The 14,946-nt window shown below is 62.0% G+C and carries 14 protein-coding genes; 3 read left to right on the forward strand and 11 right to left on the reverse strand.

What is annotated here, in order from left to right; translation table 11 throughout:
- Window positions 1-2 precede the first annotated feature (2 nt).
- Window positions 3-1,094 carry a type 2 isopentenyl-diphosphate Delta-isomerase gene (gene fni, locus NUW13_14770; protein ID MCR4440283.1) on the reverse strand — a complete coding sequence of 364 codons (1,092 nt, stop codon included), beginning with the start codon at window positions 1,092-1,094 and terminating at the stop codon, window positions 3-5.
- Between the two features lie 206 nt (window positions 1,095-1,300).
- Between fni and NUW13_14775 the strand changes: the two genes are divergently transcribed.
- The 3 genes from NUW13_14775 (at window position 1,301) to NUW13_14785 (ending at window position 5,609) form a co-directional block, all read left to right on the forward strand.
- The gene (locus NUW13_14775) at window positions 1,301-2,005 is read left to right on the forward strand and encodes a hypothetical protein (GenBank protein ID MCR4440284.1); all 705 of its coding nucleotides are present in this window, start codon (window positions 1,301-1,303) and stop codon (window positions 2,003-2,005) included.
- Window positions 2,006-2,043: 38 nt separating this feature from the next.
- The gene (locus NUW13_14780) at window positions 2,044-3,525 is read left to right on the forward strand and encodes a M64 family metallo-endopeptidase (protein ID MCR4440285.1); all 1,482 of its coding nucleotides are present in this window, start codon (window positions 2,044-2,046) and stop codon (window positions 3,523-3,525) included.
- A gap of 62 nt (window positions 3,526-3,587) precedes the next feature.
- Complete coding sequence (locus tag NUW13_14785; GenBank protein MCR4440286.1) at window positions 3,588-5,609, forward strand: glycoside hydrolase family 127 protein; 2,022 nt, start codon at window positions 3,588-3,590, stop codon at window positions 5,607-5,609.
- A gap of 251 nt (window positions 5,610-5,860) precedes the next feature.
- Here the strand turns inward: NUW13_14785 and NUW13_14790 are convergent, their stop codons facing one another.
- The 10 genes from NUW13_14790 to pyrR all read right to left on the reverse strand — a co-directional run bounded on the left by NUW13_14790 (window position 5,861) and on the right by pyrR (window position 14,541).
- Window positions 5,861-6,904, reverse strand: a complete 1,044-nt coding sequence (locus NUW13_14790; GenBank protein MCR4440287.1) for a uroporphyrinogen-III decarboxylase-like protein — start codon at window positions 6,902-6,904, stop codon at window positions 5,861-5,863.
- Between the two features lie 118 nt (window positions 6,905-7,022).
- Window positions 7,023-7,592, reverse strand: a complete 570-nt coding sequence (gene frr / locus NUW13_14795) for a ribosome recycling factor (GenBank protein ID MCR4440288.1) — start codon at window positions 7,590-7,592, stop codon at window positions 7,023-7,025.
- Window positions 7,585-8,313: a UMP kinase gene (gene pyrH / locus NUW13_14800; GenBank protein ID MCR4440289.1), complete on the reverse strand. Its 729-nt coding sequence runs from the start codon at window positions 8,311-8,313 to the stop codon at window positions 7,585-7,587. Before pyrH ends, frr begins: the two co-directional genes overlap by 8 nt.
- Window positions 8,314-8,384: 71 nt before the next feature.
- Entirely contained in the window at window positions 8,385-8,978 is a 594-nt protein-coding gene (gene tsf, locus NUW13_14805; protein MCR4440290.1) for a translation elongation factor Ts, read from the reverse strand.
- 20 nt (window positions 8,979-8,998) lie between these two features.
- Entirely contained in the window at window positions 8,999-9,793 is a 795-nt protein-coding gene (rpsB, locus tag NUW13_14810; GenBank protein ID MCR4440291.1) for a 30S ribosomal protein S2, read from the reverse strand.
- A 114-nt stretch (window positions 9,794-9,907) separates the two neighbouring features.
- Window positions 9,908-10,306, reverse strand: coding sequence for a 30S ribosomal protein S9 (gene rpsI / locus NUW13_14815; GenBank protein MCR4440292.1), 399 nt, complete (start codon window positions 10,304-10,306; stop codon window positions 9,908-9,910).
- Between the two features lie 881 nt (window positions 10,307-11,187).
- Window positions 11,188-11,625 (reverse strand): 50S ribosomal protein L13, encoded by a 438-nt coding sequence (gene rplM, locus NUW13_14820; protein ID MCR4440293.1) that lies wholly within the window; start codon window positions 11,623-11,625, stop codon window positions 11,188-11,190.
- A gap of 110 nt (window positions 11,626-11,735) precedes the next feature.
- The gene (locus NUW13_14825) at window positions 11,736-13,034 is read right to left on the reverse strand and encodes a dihydroorotase (protein ID MCR4440294.1); all 1,299 of its coding nucleotides are present in this window, start codon (window positions 13,032-13,034) and stop codon (window positions 11,736-11,738) included.
- A 16-nt stretch (window positions 13,035-13,050) separates the two neighbouring features.
- A complete protein-coding gene (locus NUW13_14830) occupies window positions 13,051-13,989 on the reverse strand; it encodes an aspartate carbamoyltransferase catalytic subunit (protein MCR4440295.1) in 939 nt (312 codons plus the stop codon).
- The gene (gene pyrR, locus NUW13_14835; protein ID MCR4440296.1) at window positions 13,990-14,541 is read right to left on the reverse strand and encodes a bifunctional pyr operon transcriptional regulator/uracil phosphoribosyltransferase PyrR; all 552 of its coding nucleotides are present in this window, start codon (window positions 14,539-14,541) and stop codon (window positions 13,990-13,992) included.
- Between the last annotated feature and the right edge of the window lie 405 nt (window positions 14,542-14,946).

Consider the following 14,946-nt stretch of genomic DNA (forward strand, 5'->3'; position numbering starts at 1 on the left):
CCTCAGCAGCCCTCCATGAATCGGCCTTTGAGGAAGTAGCGCACCTCGCGCAGCCGGTCAACCTCGGCACACCCGGTCAGAAACATAGCCAGGCGGAACTCTTCGCGCCATTGGGAGATGAGCTCCTCGACGGTCGGCCCCTCCTTCCCGAACAGAGCCCTCAGGAAGGGTGCGGCAGCTCCGGCCATCTCGGCGCCAAGCGCCAAGGCCTTGGCCACATCCAGCCCGTCGCGGACGCCGCCAGAGGCAAGGAGATGCAGGCCGGGAATGGAACGGAGCTCCTGCAAACACAAGGCAGTGGGAATGCCCCAGTCCCAGAATTTCTCCGCAAGGCGAGGATCTGCCCCGCGGTAGTATTCCACGGCAGCCCACGAGGTACCACCTGCCCCGCTGACGTCAATGTAGCGCACCCCAATGTCTGCCAAGCGCTGCGCCACTTCCTTGGAGATGCCTGCGCCGGTCTCTTTGACAATCACCGGCACCGGCAGTTCCTCCACAAGCTGCTGCAAGGCCGCCAGCACGCCGCCAAAGTCTGTGTCTCCCTCCGGTTGCAGCGCCTCGTGCAATGGGTTGAGGTGGACGGCCAAGGCATCCACCTCCACCATGCGCATGATCCGCTCAACTGCGCCAAGTCCTCCCCTCTGCGCCACCTGCGCCACGCCGATGTTCCCGACCAACGGAATATCCGGCGCCACCTCGCGCACCGCACTGAAACTGCGCACGTGCTGCTGGTTCTCTAAGAGCTGCCGTTGGCTGCCCAAGCCAAGGGCTACGCGCTGGCTCTTGCAGGCCTGGGCAAGGCGCGTGTTCACTTCTTCGGCCTGGGCAAAGCCGCCGGTCATGCCGGTAATCATCAGCGGCATGGAGAGTGCCCTGCCGAGAAAGGTGGTACCGGTGTCCACCCTCTCTAAGGCCACCTCAGGCAGCGCACAGTGCAGGAGCTGAATCTGCTCAAACCCGGTGGTGAGCGCACGGAAACTCACGTCCTGTGACAAGCAGATCTCCAAGTGGTCCGCTTTGCGCGCCGCAACGCTGTCAACGCCATTTGTGCGCCCCTTGTCGTCGCCGGACACTGCCAACTTCCTCTGCTCCATCGTTACCCCGCCAATTATGGCTCAAAGGTAAGCAAAATCTGATTCCCAGTCAAGGGAAAGTTCCCCGTCGACGGCGCCCGCGCCCGCAGAATTTGCTTGCGTCTGTCCGCTTTTTTTCTTAACATATGCACGCCGGTGGTGGCTGTGCAGAATGAGGAAACGACGATGGAGAAGTGCCGAACGTTCTACCAATGAAAGGACGCTGATTGTCCGACGCCCTGTACAAGACGCTGCGCCTGTTGCGCTGTTTGTTTCGTTATGAGGTGGTCGGCCTGTCCAACCTGCCCGCCAGCGGGCCTGCGCTCCTGGTGGCAAACCATGTGGGCAGCACCGGTCCCATCATGCTCTTCTTCTCCCTCCCTGTACGTTTCCATCCCTGGGTGATTGCCGACCTCAGGGATCGCCGCCGTTCGCCAGCCTACCTCCTGCAACAATTCGTCCAGCCGACCCTGCACTTAGAGGGCTACTTCGGTCGCTTGCTCGCCAAGCTCATCAGCACCATCACCGTGCCACTTCTGCGCAACTTGGGCTGTGTGGCAGTGGAAACGCACAGCACCTGGACGGGGGCAGCATTCCGACGCAGCCTTTCGCTCCTCTTCCACGGCAGGAACATCCTGATCTTCCCGGAGGACCCTGCCCTGTCCATGGATCCCACCACGATGATGTACCCATTCAAATTCGGCTTTGTCCACCTGTGCCAAATGTTTCGGGAGCGCACCGGCCTGTCCCTGCCGGTGGTGCCGATTGCCGTGCATCCTTTCCGGCGCCTCATCTCAATCGGCCCGGTCCAGTACTACGAAGGCAACGGCTACGCCGAAGCGGAGGTGGCCCCGTTCGCCACGCGTCTTCACGAGCTCGTCCGGGAGCTTTACCTCAACCTCCCTGCGCCCCTACGCACAGCGAGCACATGACCCTGCAGGCCTGCAAGGTAGCGAAGGAGGAACTGGTTATGTGCACACGAGTGATCGTGGTGCTGAGCAGCCTTCTCTTTCTGGTGTCAGTGGGCAGTGGGCAAGTTGCGCCCACCTTCGAGCAATTCTTCATCGACAAGGCCTTGCGCGTAGAGCTCTGCCAGGTGGGCGATGCGCACGAGGAGTTCATTACCGTCCACCGCCTCTGCGAGGAACCTACCTGGCCAGAGACCAGAACCCAGCTCCTCGACCCCTTCAACAACGGTCGCTACACGGTGAAGCTTTACGACGTGGCCAGCAATTGCCTCATCTACTCGCGCGGCTTCGACTGCATGTTCGGCGAATACAAGACCACCACCCCTGCTTTGCAGCACACCAAGCGGGTCTTTCAACGCGCGCTGCGCGTGCCGTACCCTAAGTACCCGGTGCTCCTGGCCATCGAGGCACGGGATAAGCAGAACGCCCCCGACGTCCTCTTCACGACCTTCATTGATCCCAATGACTACCACATCGTCCGGGAGAGCGCTCCGGGCGACGCGGAAGTGTACGAGGCGCACGTGGTCGGCCCTCCCCAGGGGGCAGTCGACCTTGTCTTTGTCGCCGAGGGGTACACGGCGGCGGAGCGAGACAAGTTCACAAAGGACGTGGACCGGTTCATCGGCTACCTCTTTGCCACGCCACCCTATGCCGAACACACCGACAAAATCAATGTGCGCGGCCTGTTCAAGCCTTCGCCGGAGTCGGGGATGGACGAACCCAGGCAAGGCTCCTTCAAGCGCACTGCCTTTAACGCCTCCTTCAACGCCTTTGACCTGGACCGCTACATGCTCACCGAGGAGAACTGGCAGCTGCGCGCCACCGCCAGCCAGGTGCCCTACGACGCCATCGTCGTGCTCGTCAACAGCGTGCGCTACGGCGGGGGCGGCATCTACAACGACTATTGCATCACCACGGTGGACAACCCTGCCAGCAAGCGGGTGTTCCTGCACGAGCTGGGCCACTCCTTTGCCGGCCTTGCCGACGAATACTACGCCTCCGAGGTGGCCTACAACGAGTTTTACCCACCGGGAGTGGAACCCTTGGAGCCGAACATCACCGCTTTCCTGAACCCAGAGCTCTTGAAGTGGAAAGACCTGGTGTCGCCGGGTCTGCCGCTGCCCACGGACTGGGGCAAGGAGCGCCTGGACAGCCTGCAGGCGGAGCGGCAAAAGGCAAACCGGGCCATGGCGCAGGAGCTGGAACACGCAAGCAAGTCAGGGGCCAGCCAGGCGCAGCTGGACAAGATCCGCGCGAAGTATCGCAAGACGACAACTCGTCTGGACGCGCAGATCGAGGAGGTGCGCAAGGAACACGCCCACCTTCGGGACAAAGTGGGCGTGTTCGAAGGCGCGGGGTACGCCTCCAAGGGCCTCTATCGGCCGATGGTCTACTGCCTGATGATTTCCAGTCCAGACGACCAGTTCTGCAGGGTGTGCCAGCGAGCTATCTCGCGCATGATCAGCTACTACAGCGCACAGTGAGCGGGCAATCCCATCTTGCCCAAGAGGTTGATGCACGGTGACAGAAAGGAGGAAAGACGGCAATGCTTGTGAACAGGCGCGGCTTCATGACCTCCATGGGAGCAGGGGCCTTGACAACGCTTCTCGTGCCTGCTATAGGGGAAAGCTTTTCGGCGCCACGGGCACGGGTTCCCTGGCGCGCGCCGCGAGGTAAGGGCCTGCGCCCGCCGCTCCTGACCCCCCTGCCTGCCTCGGCCATTCGCCCTCTGGGTTGGTTGCGCGCTCAGCTGCGCATCCAGGCCGAAGGCCTGACTGGCCACCTGGACGAATTCTGGCCCGATGTGGCCCACAGCAAATGGTTCGGCGGCGACGCCGAAGGCTGGGAACGCGCCCCCTACTGGCTGGACGGTCTCATCCCCCTGGCCTGGCTCTTGGAGGACGCGACGCTCAAAGAGAAAGCGACCGCCCGCATCGAGCAGATCCTCGCCGGCCAACGCGAGGACGGCTGGTACGGCACCTATGTGCCCCCGGACCAGAGCGCCACAAAACAGTACGACATCTGGGCATTTTTCCTGATGAACAAGGTGCTCGTCCACTACCACGAGCTCACCGGTGACGACCGTGCCCTGCAGGCAGTGCTGCGCTGCCTGAAAGCCATGGACCAGCACCTGCGCCACTATCCCCTGTTCAACTGGGGCAAGTTCCGCTGGTTCGAGGACCTCATTGCCGTCTACTACGCCTATCGCCACACGGGCGAGGTGTGGCTCCTCGACCTGGCCCGCCTCCACCACGAGCAGGGGTTTGACTATCCAAGCTTCTACCGCCAGGAGGACGTGACCGTCCCTACGCCGCGTCGCGGCCTGTGGAAATGGACCAAGCACGTGGTGAACACCGCCATGGCCGTCAAGTCGGGAGCCCTCTGGTGGCAACTGAGCGGCGCGCCCCAGGACAGGCACTTCCCTGCGGAGATGATCGCCCTGCTGGACCGCTACCATGGGCAGGTGAACGGCATGTTCAGCGGCGACGAATGCCTGGCGGGCAAGAATCCCCTGCAAGGCACTGAGCTGTGCGCCGTGGTGGAGATGATGTACTCGTTGGAACAGCTGGTGTCCATCTTAGGGGAGGCGGCGCTCGCCGACCGCTTGGAGAGAATCGCCTTCAACGCGCTGCCGGCGACCTTCTCGCCGGACATGTGGGCCCACCAGTACGACCAACAGGTCAACCAAGTGCAATGCACCATCAACGAGGAGCATCTCTGGACCACGAACGGGCCAGAGTCGAACATCTACGGCCTGGAGCCGAACTTTGGCTGCTGCACGGCCAACATGCACCAGGGGTGGCCAAAGTTGGCGGCCCACCTGTGGATGCGCACCCCTGACCAAGGGCTGGCCGCGGTGGCCTACGCCCCGAGCGCCGTGGTCGCACAAGTCAAGGGCAAGCCGGTCACCGTGACCTTGGAGACCGATTATCCCTTCCGGGAGCAGCTGTCGTTTGTCATCGACAGCAAAGAGCCGGTGCGTTTCCCTCTCTGGTTGCGCATCCCGGCGTGGGCCGAGGGGGCAAAGGTGGATGTGCCAGGACTGGTTTCTTCGCCCCTGCGCCCGGGGAGCTTTGCCAAAATCGAACGGGAATGGCGAGGCAGCACTCGCCTGACCCTGGAACTCCCCATGCGGCCTCGCGTGGAGCAGCGCTACAACGACGCCGTCGCCATCGTGCGCGGTCCGCTGGTGTTCTCCTTGCTGATTGGCGAGGAGTGGCAGCAGGTGAATCAAGACAAGCCGTATCGGCAGCCGCCGCACGCCGACTGGGAGGTCCGTCCTACCACGCCGTGGAACTATGCCTTGCGGGTAGATGCCGCTAACCCGGAGCACTCCCTGTCCTTCGAAGAGCGCCCGGTGGGCTCGCCGCCCTTTTCGCCGCAAGGGGCAGGCATTGTGGCCAAGGCGAAGGGGAGACGACTCCCCAACTGGAAGCTGCAACACGGCTGGGCAGGTGAAACACCGCCAAGCCCAGTGCATTCCGAGCAGCCGCTCGAGGATGTCACTTTGATCCCCTACGGCTGCAGCAACATCCGCATCACCGAGTTCCCGCAGCTGGTCGAGTAGACGGACGGGGTCGGGGAACAGCACGGGGAGGGAATAACTTCGACAGCAGCCGAATGGGTGGAGCTGTGGCTATCTTGCTTGCCGGATGGCTGGGAGCTAACGACTGATAACGCTGCTATTGAGGACAAGAAGGGTCTCTCTTGCCGAGCTGGCCGGACGCACGGCCGGAAAAGGCTGCAAGACAGCGGGCTCCGCCCGTCGCCATTCCCCATGACCCCGGCCACGCACTTGCCAGGCTGTGCTCTTGAGGCTCACTGCCACCCGTATTCAAGCCCGGCCTGGTACATCGCCACGATGTTCTCCGGTGGCGTGATGGGCTGGATGTTGTGGCACGGCGCCAAGATGTAGCCGCCGCCTTCACCCAAGATCCGCAGGTTGTCCACCACCTCCTGCCGCACCTCTTCCACCGTGCCAAATGGCAGCGTGTGTTGGTTGTCTACGCCGCCGTGCAGCACCACCTTCCGGCCAAAGTCGCGCTTCAGGCCCTCGCGTTTCATGCCCGGGGTGCGCCACTGCAGGGGGTTGAGGATATCGATGCCCGCCTCGATCATGTCAGGAATGATGCGCCGAATGGCCCCATCATTGTGGTGAAAGACGAACGCCCCCGCCTGGTGGGCAAGGTCGATCATCTTCTTCATTCTGGGGAGAAAGAACTCTCGGATGACCTCCGGCGAGAAAAGCAGGTCGTTCTGGCCGCCCATGTCTTCGGCCACGTAGGTATAGGTCACCTGGCCTGGCGCCTGCTCGTAGATGCGCATCGCTTCCTGGTAAGAGAGCTCCAGCAGATGGTCCAGACAGTAGTGCACCATCTCCGGGTTTTCCAGCAGGTCGATGAACGCCTGCACGTCACCGCGCAGGTATTTGTAGGTCAAAAAGGGCTCGTACAGGCCGCCAGCCAAGGGCCAGCGGGCGTTCTCTTTGGCCTGCTTCTTGATGTCGGCATAGTCCCACCAGTCGGCGCTCGGCCAAGTGTAGTTGCGTTCGATCTCGGCCGCCGAGCGGAAATCCGCCAAAGGGTGGTGGATGCACTCGCTGTAGGTGCCGGTGCCGTAATCCACCGTGCGGAAGCGGCAGCCGAACACGTCAGTGTCCGGCGGCAGGGCAACCCCGACGTAGCGGGGAGTCAGCCGCACCGGGGCATCGATGTGCAGGCGCGCAAAGAGCTCCTCTCTGCTGCTGCACCCCAGGTGACGCATGAGGCGCTCCGTGGTCTCCGGCGTGGCCCAGTAGTCCATGGGAGCACGGTCTGGCTTCTGACGTTTGAGCACCGCGAGCCACCTCTCGCGCGGTGTCATTGTCTCTTTGCCCACGTTCACCTCTGCTGCACAAATTCGGCCCGGCTCCAGGCAAAACGGCCGCCGGTGTTCTCCGACGGCCGTGCCCATAGCCCTCTCGGTCTCGCCACGCGAGCCCCTACTCCTCCATGATCTCGGCTTCCTTCTTCTCGAGAAGCTGGTCGATCTCTTTGATGATCTCGTCGGTCAGCTCCTGCACCTTCTCCTGGTAGCGGTGAGAGTCGTCCTCAGAGATCTCATGATTCTTCTCGGCCAACTTCAGCTTGTCGTTGGCGTCGCGGCGCACGTTGCGCGCGGCAATACGACCCTCTTCGGCGATCTTCTTGCAGACCTTGACCAGCTCCCTGCGCCGCTCCTCGGTGAGTTCCGGGATGGGCAGGCGAATGAGGTGGCCGTCGTTGATGGGATTCAGCCCCAGGTCAGCCTTCAGGATGGCCTTTTCGATGGCGCCGATGACCGTGCGGTCCCAGGGCTGGATGGTGATCAGGCGCGGCTCGGGCACACCGATATTGGCCACCTGCTTGATGGGCACCTGCGCCCCGTAGTACTCCACGCGCACCGCATCCAGCAAGGCGGCCGAGGCCTTGCCCGTGCGAATCTTGGCCAGCTCCGCACTGATGCTCTCCACAGTGGCGCGCATGCGCCGCTTGGCGTCCTGGAGGATCATTTCCGGTTTGTTGTCAGCCATTGCTCTCACCACTCACTTTCGTTCCAACCTTTTCACCCAACACCACGCGCAACAGGTTACCAGGCTTGTTGAGGTTGAAGACGATAATGGGCAGTTTATTGTCCATGCACAAGGTGACCGCGGTGGCGTCCATCACCTTGAGCCCCTTGCGCACCACATCCATGTAGCTGATGGCATCGAACATGGTGGCGTCTTGGTGCTTCATCGGGTCGGCGTCGTAGACGCCATCGACCTTGGTGGCCTTGAGAATGACTTCGGCATCGATCTCCACCGCGCGCAGAGCGGCAGTGGTGTCGGTGGTAAAGAAAGGGCTCCCTGTGCCGGCGGCAAAGATGACCACGCGCCCCTTTTCCAGATGCCGGATGGCGCGACGCCGGATGAAAGGCTCGGCCACTGCCTCCATCTTGATGGCCGTGAGCACCCGCGTGGGCACCCCTTTGCGCTCCAGGTAATCCTGCAAGGCCAGGGCATTGATCACCGTGGCCAGCATGCCCATGTAGTCGGCGGTCACGCGGTCCATGCCGCGCGCGCTGGCCGACAAGCCCCGGAAGATGTTACCACCGCCGACCACCACACCCACCTGCACGCCGTGTTCTCGCACCACGCGGATTTCGTCTGCCATGGTGCTGACCACTGCCGGATCGATACCGAGTCCCTGCTGGCCCATGAGGGCCTCGCCGCTCAGCTTCACCAAGATGCGCTTGTACACGGGTTCTTGCACGAATTGCCTCGGTACGCTCTACTTTACGAAAGAGCCGCTGGCATTAGCTCCACCAGCGGCACCGCACTCCCCTACTCGCCAAGCTGGAAGCGAACAAAACGCCTCACCACGATGTTCTCGCCCAACTTGGCAATGTACTCGGTGATGAGGTCATTGACCGACTTGTTCGGGTCTCTGATGAAGCTCTGCTCCAAGAGACAGACTTCCTGATAGAACTTTTCCAACTTGCCCTGGGCGATGCGTTCCACCACCTGCTCCGGCTTGCCTTCGTTGCGCGCCTGCGTGCGGTAGATTTCCAGCTCCTTCTCGATAACCTCTGCCGGCAGCTCCTCGCGGCGCACCACTCTGGGGTTGGCGGCCGCCACCTGCATGGCTAAGTCGCGTGCCAGCGTCTTGAACTGGTCGGTCTTGGCGACAAAGTCGGTCTCGCAATTGAGCTCCAGCAGTACCCCCAGACGGCTGCCAGGGTGGATGTAGGACTCGATGACTCCTTCGCGTGCCTCGCGACCAGCCTTCTTCTGGGCGGTGGCGATGCCCTTCTTGCGCAACACCTCTATCGCTTTTTCAACATCCCCCTGCGTTTCTGCCAGTGCCTTCTTGCAATCCATAAAGCCGGCGCCAGTCTTTTCACGCAAAGCCTTTACCTGCGCAGCCGGTACGTCCATATCTTCGCTCCTTCCCTAGGCTATTCCTTGCTCAGATCTTCCCATTCAGCGGCATCCGGGGCAACGTGTTCTTCCGGGACTGGCGGCTCGCCCACCTGCTCTTCCTCCTCTGCTGCCGGCGGTACCAGCGCCGTCCCTTCTTGCGCCTCGATAATGGCATCGGCAATGGCGCGCGTAATCAGGCTGATGGACTTGAACGCATCATCGTTGGCCGGGATCGGAAAATCGATGGGATCTGGGTCAGCGTTGGTATCCAGAATGGCGATGACGGGGATGTTCAGGCGGTTCGCCTCCGCCACCGCAATGGCCTCCTTCTTGGTGTCCACCACATAGAGCGCACCGGGCACCCTGGTCATGTCGGCAATGCCGCCAATGGCCTTGAGGAGCTTCTCCCGTTCCCTTTCCCGGGCGAGGATCTCCTTCTTGGACAGGCGGTCGTAGGTGCCGTCGGTGGCCATCTTCTCCAGCGCCTTGAGGCGCTTGGCGCTCTTCTTAATGGTGACAAAGTTGGTGAGGGTGCCACCCAGCCAGCGTTCGGTCACGAAGAACTGCCCGCAGCGCTCCGCCTCGGCGCGGACAATGTCCTTGGCCTGCTTCTTGGTGCCCACAAAGAGGATCTTTTCGCCGCCACGCACGATGCGCGCCACCTCTTCGCAGGCGCGCTTCAGACAGGCCTCGGTCTTTTTCAGGTCAATGATGTGGATGCCGCTGCGTTCCATGAAGATGAACTTTTTCATCTTCGGGTTCCAGCGGCGGGTGAGGTGGCCAAAATGACAGCCGGCCACCAGGAGGTCTTGGAGAGTCACCTGTGCCATGCAATTCACCTCATGTTGGGGTTCAACCTCCACCTCTCCTCGGGCCCCTAAGAACCGCACATAGCGGCACCCCTCAGGGCATAGAGAGGTGTGCGTGATAACGTCGGCAGATGGTTATCGCTTGGAGAACTGGAAACGCTTGCGCGCGCCCGGCTGACCGTACTTCTTGCGCTCGACCATGCGCGGGTCGCGGGTCAGGAAGCCCTGGCTGCGCAGGGTCGGCCGCAACGTCTCATCGGCTTTGACCAGCGCCCGGGAAATCCCCAAGCGCACTGCCCCAGCCTGGCCGGAAAGTCCCCCGCCATCCACGCGGGCGATGATGTCGAATTTGCCCAAGGTGTTGGTAATCTGGAGCGGCTGCTCGATGATCATCTTCAGCGTCTCCCGCTTGAAGTAGTCCAAGAGCGGCCTGCCGTTGACGACCATCTGCCCCTTGCCGGGCATCAGCCGCACGCGCGCGACTGCGTCTTTGCGTCTTCCCACTGCCTGATAGTGTACAGTCTTGGTTACCATGTTCGTTCAACACTCCCGATCTCGGAGGATACCACAGTCCTTGAGCGCGCCGGAGAGCATTCCCAGGCGCCACTCTCATCAGGTCAAGGTAGCAACATTCGAGTACTTTCAGTACGCAACAATCCACCCCCGTTCCCTTGGGAGAAAGCCAGAGGCACGTAAACTTACACTGCCCTCTCCCATCCCCATGCGCCTCTTGCTCGCTTCGCCGTGGGACCTTGGCGGCTCCCACACCATCGCCCCCTTGGCTGCTTGTTGTCGCCTACCGCGATTCATGTTCTGAAGTGGCGCAGCGTCCTATTCTGCGACCTGCAGCTCTATGGCATCAGCACCCTCAGTCCGGTGCAGCAGCCCAAACATGGATGCGCTCCGCGCCACCGGGAGCGAAATGTCCGACCAATTGATAGCAAGGAGGTACAACAGATTGTCACAGACCCAGAGAGCGCCGCCTCGTGAGTTGTCCTGCGGCGCAGCACGCAGCCCATTGCGACCAACACAACGCAGGGATACTCCCCTCTATTTCGAACTTCTCTCAAGAATCGGGCAACACTGCGCGGGAAAGAGGTCGGCGGGGTCCAGACCGCTCGCAAGGGCAGTGCCGTCAACGAGCAATCTCGCCCTCTTCGCTCCAGGCGCAACTCCTCCACGTTTTCGCCGCCCTTGGAGCGCGCCCCACGCCGGTCCATAAACTGGGAAAAGACCCCGTTCCGGTCGCTGCTGTCCTGGTCCAGTGAAGGTCCCACCGCACCCGTGGAAGCAAGCTGGCTCTTCTTCAGGTGGAGCTCGCTTTCCCCCACGAAACGCTGCTGCGCCCCTCTTTCACCCCTTGGGCTACCTTCCCTATCAAAGAACAAGTCCCGACACAATCCTAACGGCGCCGGCTATCGCACTGAGAGCGGCAGCGGTTCCGGCTGCTGGGCCTGGTGTGGATGCTCCGGCCCAGGGTAGATTTTCAGCTTCTTGAGGAGCTTCCTGCCCAGGCTGTTGTGCGGCAACATCCCCCATACCGCGTGGCGCAACACCCGCTCCGGCTTCTCGCGCATGAGCTTGTGATATTGCTCAACGCGCAAGCCACCTGGGTAGCCGGTGTAACGGTAGTAGCGCTTCTGTTCGGTCTTCTTGCCCGTCACCTTGACCTGGGCGGCGTTGACCACCACGACAAAATCGCCCACATCCATGTGCGGGGTGTAGATGGGCTTGTGCTTGCCACGCAACACGCGTGCGATCCTGCTCGCCAGACGTCCCAGCACCTGGTCGGACGCATCCACCAGGTACCACTTCTGCTCGATGTCCTTCTTTTTCGGTACGAATGTTTTCAAGCCTTGCTACCTCCTCCCTGTTCAAAGAGCTTGGAAAGGTATCAAAAATGCTGCAAAGAAGCAAGATGTTTTTTCGTTTTCTGCGGGTTCCCTGCGGGCTCGCTGTTCTCCTAACCCCCCGCGCACCAAAACAGCCCCTTGTTGCACAGGGCAAGCACCAGTCCCCGCAACTTCCAGCCGTGGAACGGGGTGTTCCGACACTTGGAGTGCAGGCGACTGCGATCCACCACCCACTCGGCCCGCGGGTCGATGAAGCTCAGGTTTGCCATTGCCCCCTTGGCGATCTTCACCTGCTCAAGGCCCAAAGCGGCGCGCGGCCCTACGGTCATGGCCCTTAGCGCCTGGGCGAGGCTCAACACCTTGCCATCCACCAGTTCGCGCAGCACCAGCCCGAGGCTCGTCTCCAGTCCGATGATGCCGAACGGGGCCGCCGCGCATTCCACCTCCTTCTCTTCGATGGCATGCGGGGCATGGTCGGAGGCGATGACCTGGATGGTGCCATCGCGCAGCCCAGCCCGCAAGGCCTCCACGTCTGCAGCCGTGCGCAGCGGCGGATTCATCTTGGTGTTGGTGTCGAAGCCAACCACCGCCTCGTCGGTCAAGGTCAGGTGATGGGGTGTCACCTCGCAGGTCACCTGCACGCCCTCAGCCCGCGCGCGGCGAATGAGCTCCACTGCCCCGGCTGTAGAGACATGGGCGATGTGCAATTTGCCACCGGTGTACTTGGCCAGGAACAGGTCCCGCGCCACCATAATCTCCTCGGCAATGGCCGGCATGCCGGGCAGACCCAAGTTGGTGGAGACAAAGCCCTCGTTCATCACCCCGCCTGCGCTGAGAGTCAACTCCTGGCAGTGGTCGATGACCGGCCGGCCGAACATGCTGGCGTACTCCAAGGCCCGGCGCATCACTGCGGCATTGTGCACAGGGTCGCCGTCATCAGAAAAGGCCACGGCTCCCGCTTCCACCAGTTCGCCCATTTCCGCGATCTCTTCCCCCTTGCGCCCCTTGGACACGGCTGCGATGGGGAAAAGCTCCACGAGCTGGCCAGCGGCTCGCTCCTTGAGAAAGTCCAGCACCTCCCGCTTGTCGGCAGGGGGTTCGGTATTGGGCATGGGGCAGACGGCGGTGAAACCGCCGGCCATGGCTGCTCGACAGCCTGTCTCCACGGTCTCTTCGTCCTCGCGCCCTGGCTCGCGCAGGTGCACGTGCATGTCCATGAGCCCGGGAACGACAACCGCGCCACTGACGTCGATCACCTCGCCGTCGAACGAAGCGATCTCCACCTTGCCCAATTCGGCAATGCGCCCGTCGACGATGAGGATGTCCTCAGGGGTCTCTTTACCCGTGTCCAGGTCGAGCAGGGAGCCGCCTTTGAACAAGACTTTCTGTGCAGGTTTCGGCTGGTTCACGTTGTGCCTCGTGCTGTCATGAACCTTGGAGCGCACCCTGTGCACCGGCCAGCAGGTAGAGCACAGCCATGCGCACGGCCACGCCGTTGGTCACCTGGTCAAGGATCACGGAGAACTCGCTATCGGCCAAGTCGCTTTCGATTTCTACGCCGCGGTTGATGGGACCCGGATGCAGGATGGTGACCTCCTTGCCCGCGCGTTCCAGCCGGCGCCTGGTCACGCCGAAGCGTGCGTGGTACTCGCGCAGCGAAGGGAAGAGCCCGGCAGCCTGGCGCTCGCGCTGAATGCGCAGCACGTTGAGCGCATCCGCCCAGGCGATGGCCTCATCCAGGTCGTGGGTGACCGCCACTCCCCAGCGCTCCGCCTCCACCGGCATCAACGTGGAAGGCCCGCACAGGAGCACCTCCGCGCCCATGGTGCGCAGCCCATGCAGATTGGAGCGCGCCACCCGGCTGTGTTCGATATCCCCGACAATGGCGACTTTTAGCCCCTCCAACCGGCCGAACTTGTGGCGCAGGGTCATCATGTCCAGAAGCCCCTGCGTGGGGTGCTCATGACAACCGTCGCCCGCATTGATGACCGAGGCCGCCAAGCAACGGCTCAAGAAGTGCGGGGCCCCGGCTGCGCTGTGGCGAATGACTACCATGTCCACCTTCATGGCCTCGATATTGCGTGCCGTGTCCTTCAGGGTCTCGCCCTTGAGCACCGAAGAGGTAGCTGCCGAGAAGCTGACCAAGTCTGCGGAAAGGCGCTTTTCCGCCAGCTCAAAGGAAAGTCGCGTGCGCGTAGAGGGCTCGAAGAAGACGTTGGCCACCGTGACGGCGCGCAGCGTGGGCACCTTGGGAATGGGGCGCTCTAACACTTCGCGGAAGGTCTCGGCTGTGTCCAAGATGAGGGTGAGCTCCTCGCGGCTCATCCCTTGGAGTTCCAGAAGATGCTTGCGGCGGAACTCCATCTATTTCCCCTCCTCGGCCGCAATCAACAGCACGCAGTCCTCACCGTCCTGTTCCTTGAGGCGCACCTGCACCTCCTCGCCGATGGAGGTGGGCACGTTCTTGCCCACATAGTCTGCGCGAATGGGAAGTTCGCGGTGGCCGCGGTCCACCAGCACGGCTAACTGTACCGTGGCCGGCCGGCCAAAGTCCATGAGCGCGTCCAAAGCGGCGCGCGCCGTGCGCCCGGTGTAGAGCACATCGTCCACCAGCACCACGTTCATGTCGTCGATCTCGAAGGGGATGTCGGTGCCGCGCACCATGGGGATCTTGCGGCGAAAGTCGTCGCGGTACATGGTGATGTCCAGCGTGCCCAAGGGGATGCGCTTGCCCTCCAGCGCCTCGATCTTGCGCACGATGCGTGCCGCCAAGGGGGCACCACGCGTGCGGATGCCCACCACCGCTAACTTTTCCGTACCGCGATTGCGCTCCAAGATCTCGTGCGCTAACCGCGTGATGGTGCGCTCCAGCCCCTGCTCGTCGATGAGCTCCGCTTTGACCTTTTGTTCCGGCATCTTCCCTTCCTGCGCACAAAAAAAGCCTCGGCGAGAACGCAACAAGGCTTTGCAAGCTTCACCCAGGCCCTTGCCGATCTCACGGGATTGGCTTAAAGGGAGCAATTGTGCTTGCCAATTATAGCTAATTTCCGCGACATTGTCAACCTTTTTTCACAGATCACGCAAAGAACGCCAAGAGTCTTCAGAGAAAAACGAAGACCGGGGCTGGGACTTTCAAATGCCCCGTGGCGCCCTTTGCGGCCCCTTGGCGCACGTAGTGAGGTAGCTCTTTCAAGTGGCCCATGGCGGCCTTTGCCTCCTTCGCGCACGTGGCGTGGCGATAGCTTAGCGGCCATGGCGAGAAGGCCCAGGGCACAAAGAGCTTGAAATTTCCCTCAAGTTCCAGTATATTAGCTCAGAGCA

The sequence above is a fragment of the candidate division KSB1 bacterium genome (genome assembly GCA_024655945.1).
GTDB lineage: Bacteria > Zhuqueibacterota > Zhuqueibacteria > JANLFK01 > Oleimicrobiaceae > Oleimicrobium.

Bases quoted from the DNA above. Each gene is read 5' to 3' on its own strand.
- fni (MCR4440283.1), bottom strand. From the start codon at position 1,094: ATGGAGCAGAGGAAGTTGGCAGTGTCCGGCGACGACAAGGGGCGCACA.
- NUW13_14780 (MCR4440285.1), top strand. From the start codon at position 2,044: ATGTGCACACGAGTGATCGTGGTGCTGAGCAGCCTTCTCTTTCTGGTG.
- NUW13_14785 (MCR4440286.1), top strand. From the start codon at position 3,588: ATGCTTGTGAACAGGCGCGGCTTCATGACCTCCATGGGAGCAGGGGCC.
- NUW13_14790 (MCR4440287.1), bottom strand. From the start codon at position 6,904: ATGACACCGCGCGAGAGGTGGCTCGCGGTGCTCAAACGTCAGAAGCCA.
- frr (MCR4440288.1), bottom strand. From the start codon at position 7,592: ATGGCTGACAACAAACCGGAAATGATCCTCCAGGACGCCAAGCGGCGC.
- tsf (MCR4440290.1), bottom strand. From the start codon at position 8,978: ATGGACGTACCGGCTGCGCAGGTAAAGGCTTTGCGTGAAAAGACTGGC.
- rpsB (MCR4440291.1), bottom strand. From the start codon at position 9,793: ATGGCACAGGTGACTCTCCAAGACCTCCTGGTGGCCGGCTGTCATTTT.
- rpsI (MCR4440292.1), bottom strand. From the start codon at position 10,306: ATGGTAACCAAGACTGTACACTATCAGGCAGTGGGAAGACGCAAAGAC.
- NUW13_14830 (MCR4440295.1), bottom strand. From the start codon at position 13,989: ATGGAGTTCCGCCGCAAGCATCTTCTGGAACTCCAAGGGATGAGCCGC.
- pyrR (MCR4440296.1), bottom strand. From the start codon at position 14,541: ATGCCGGAACAAAAGGTCAAAGCGGAGCTCATCGACGAGCAGGGGCTG.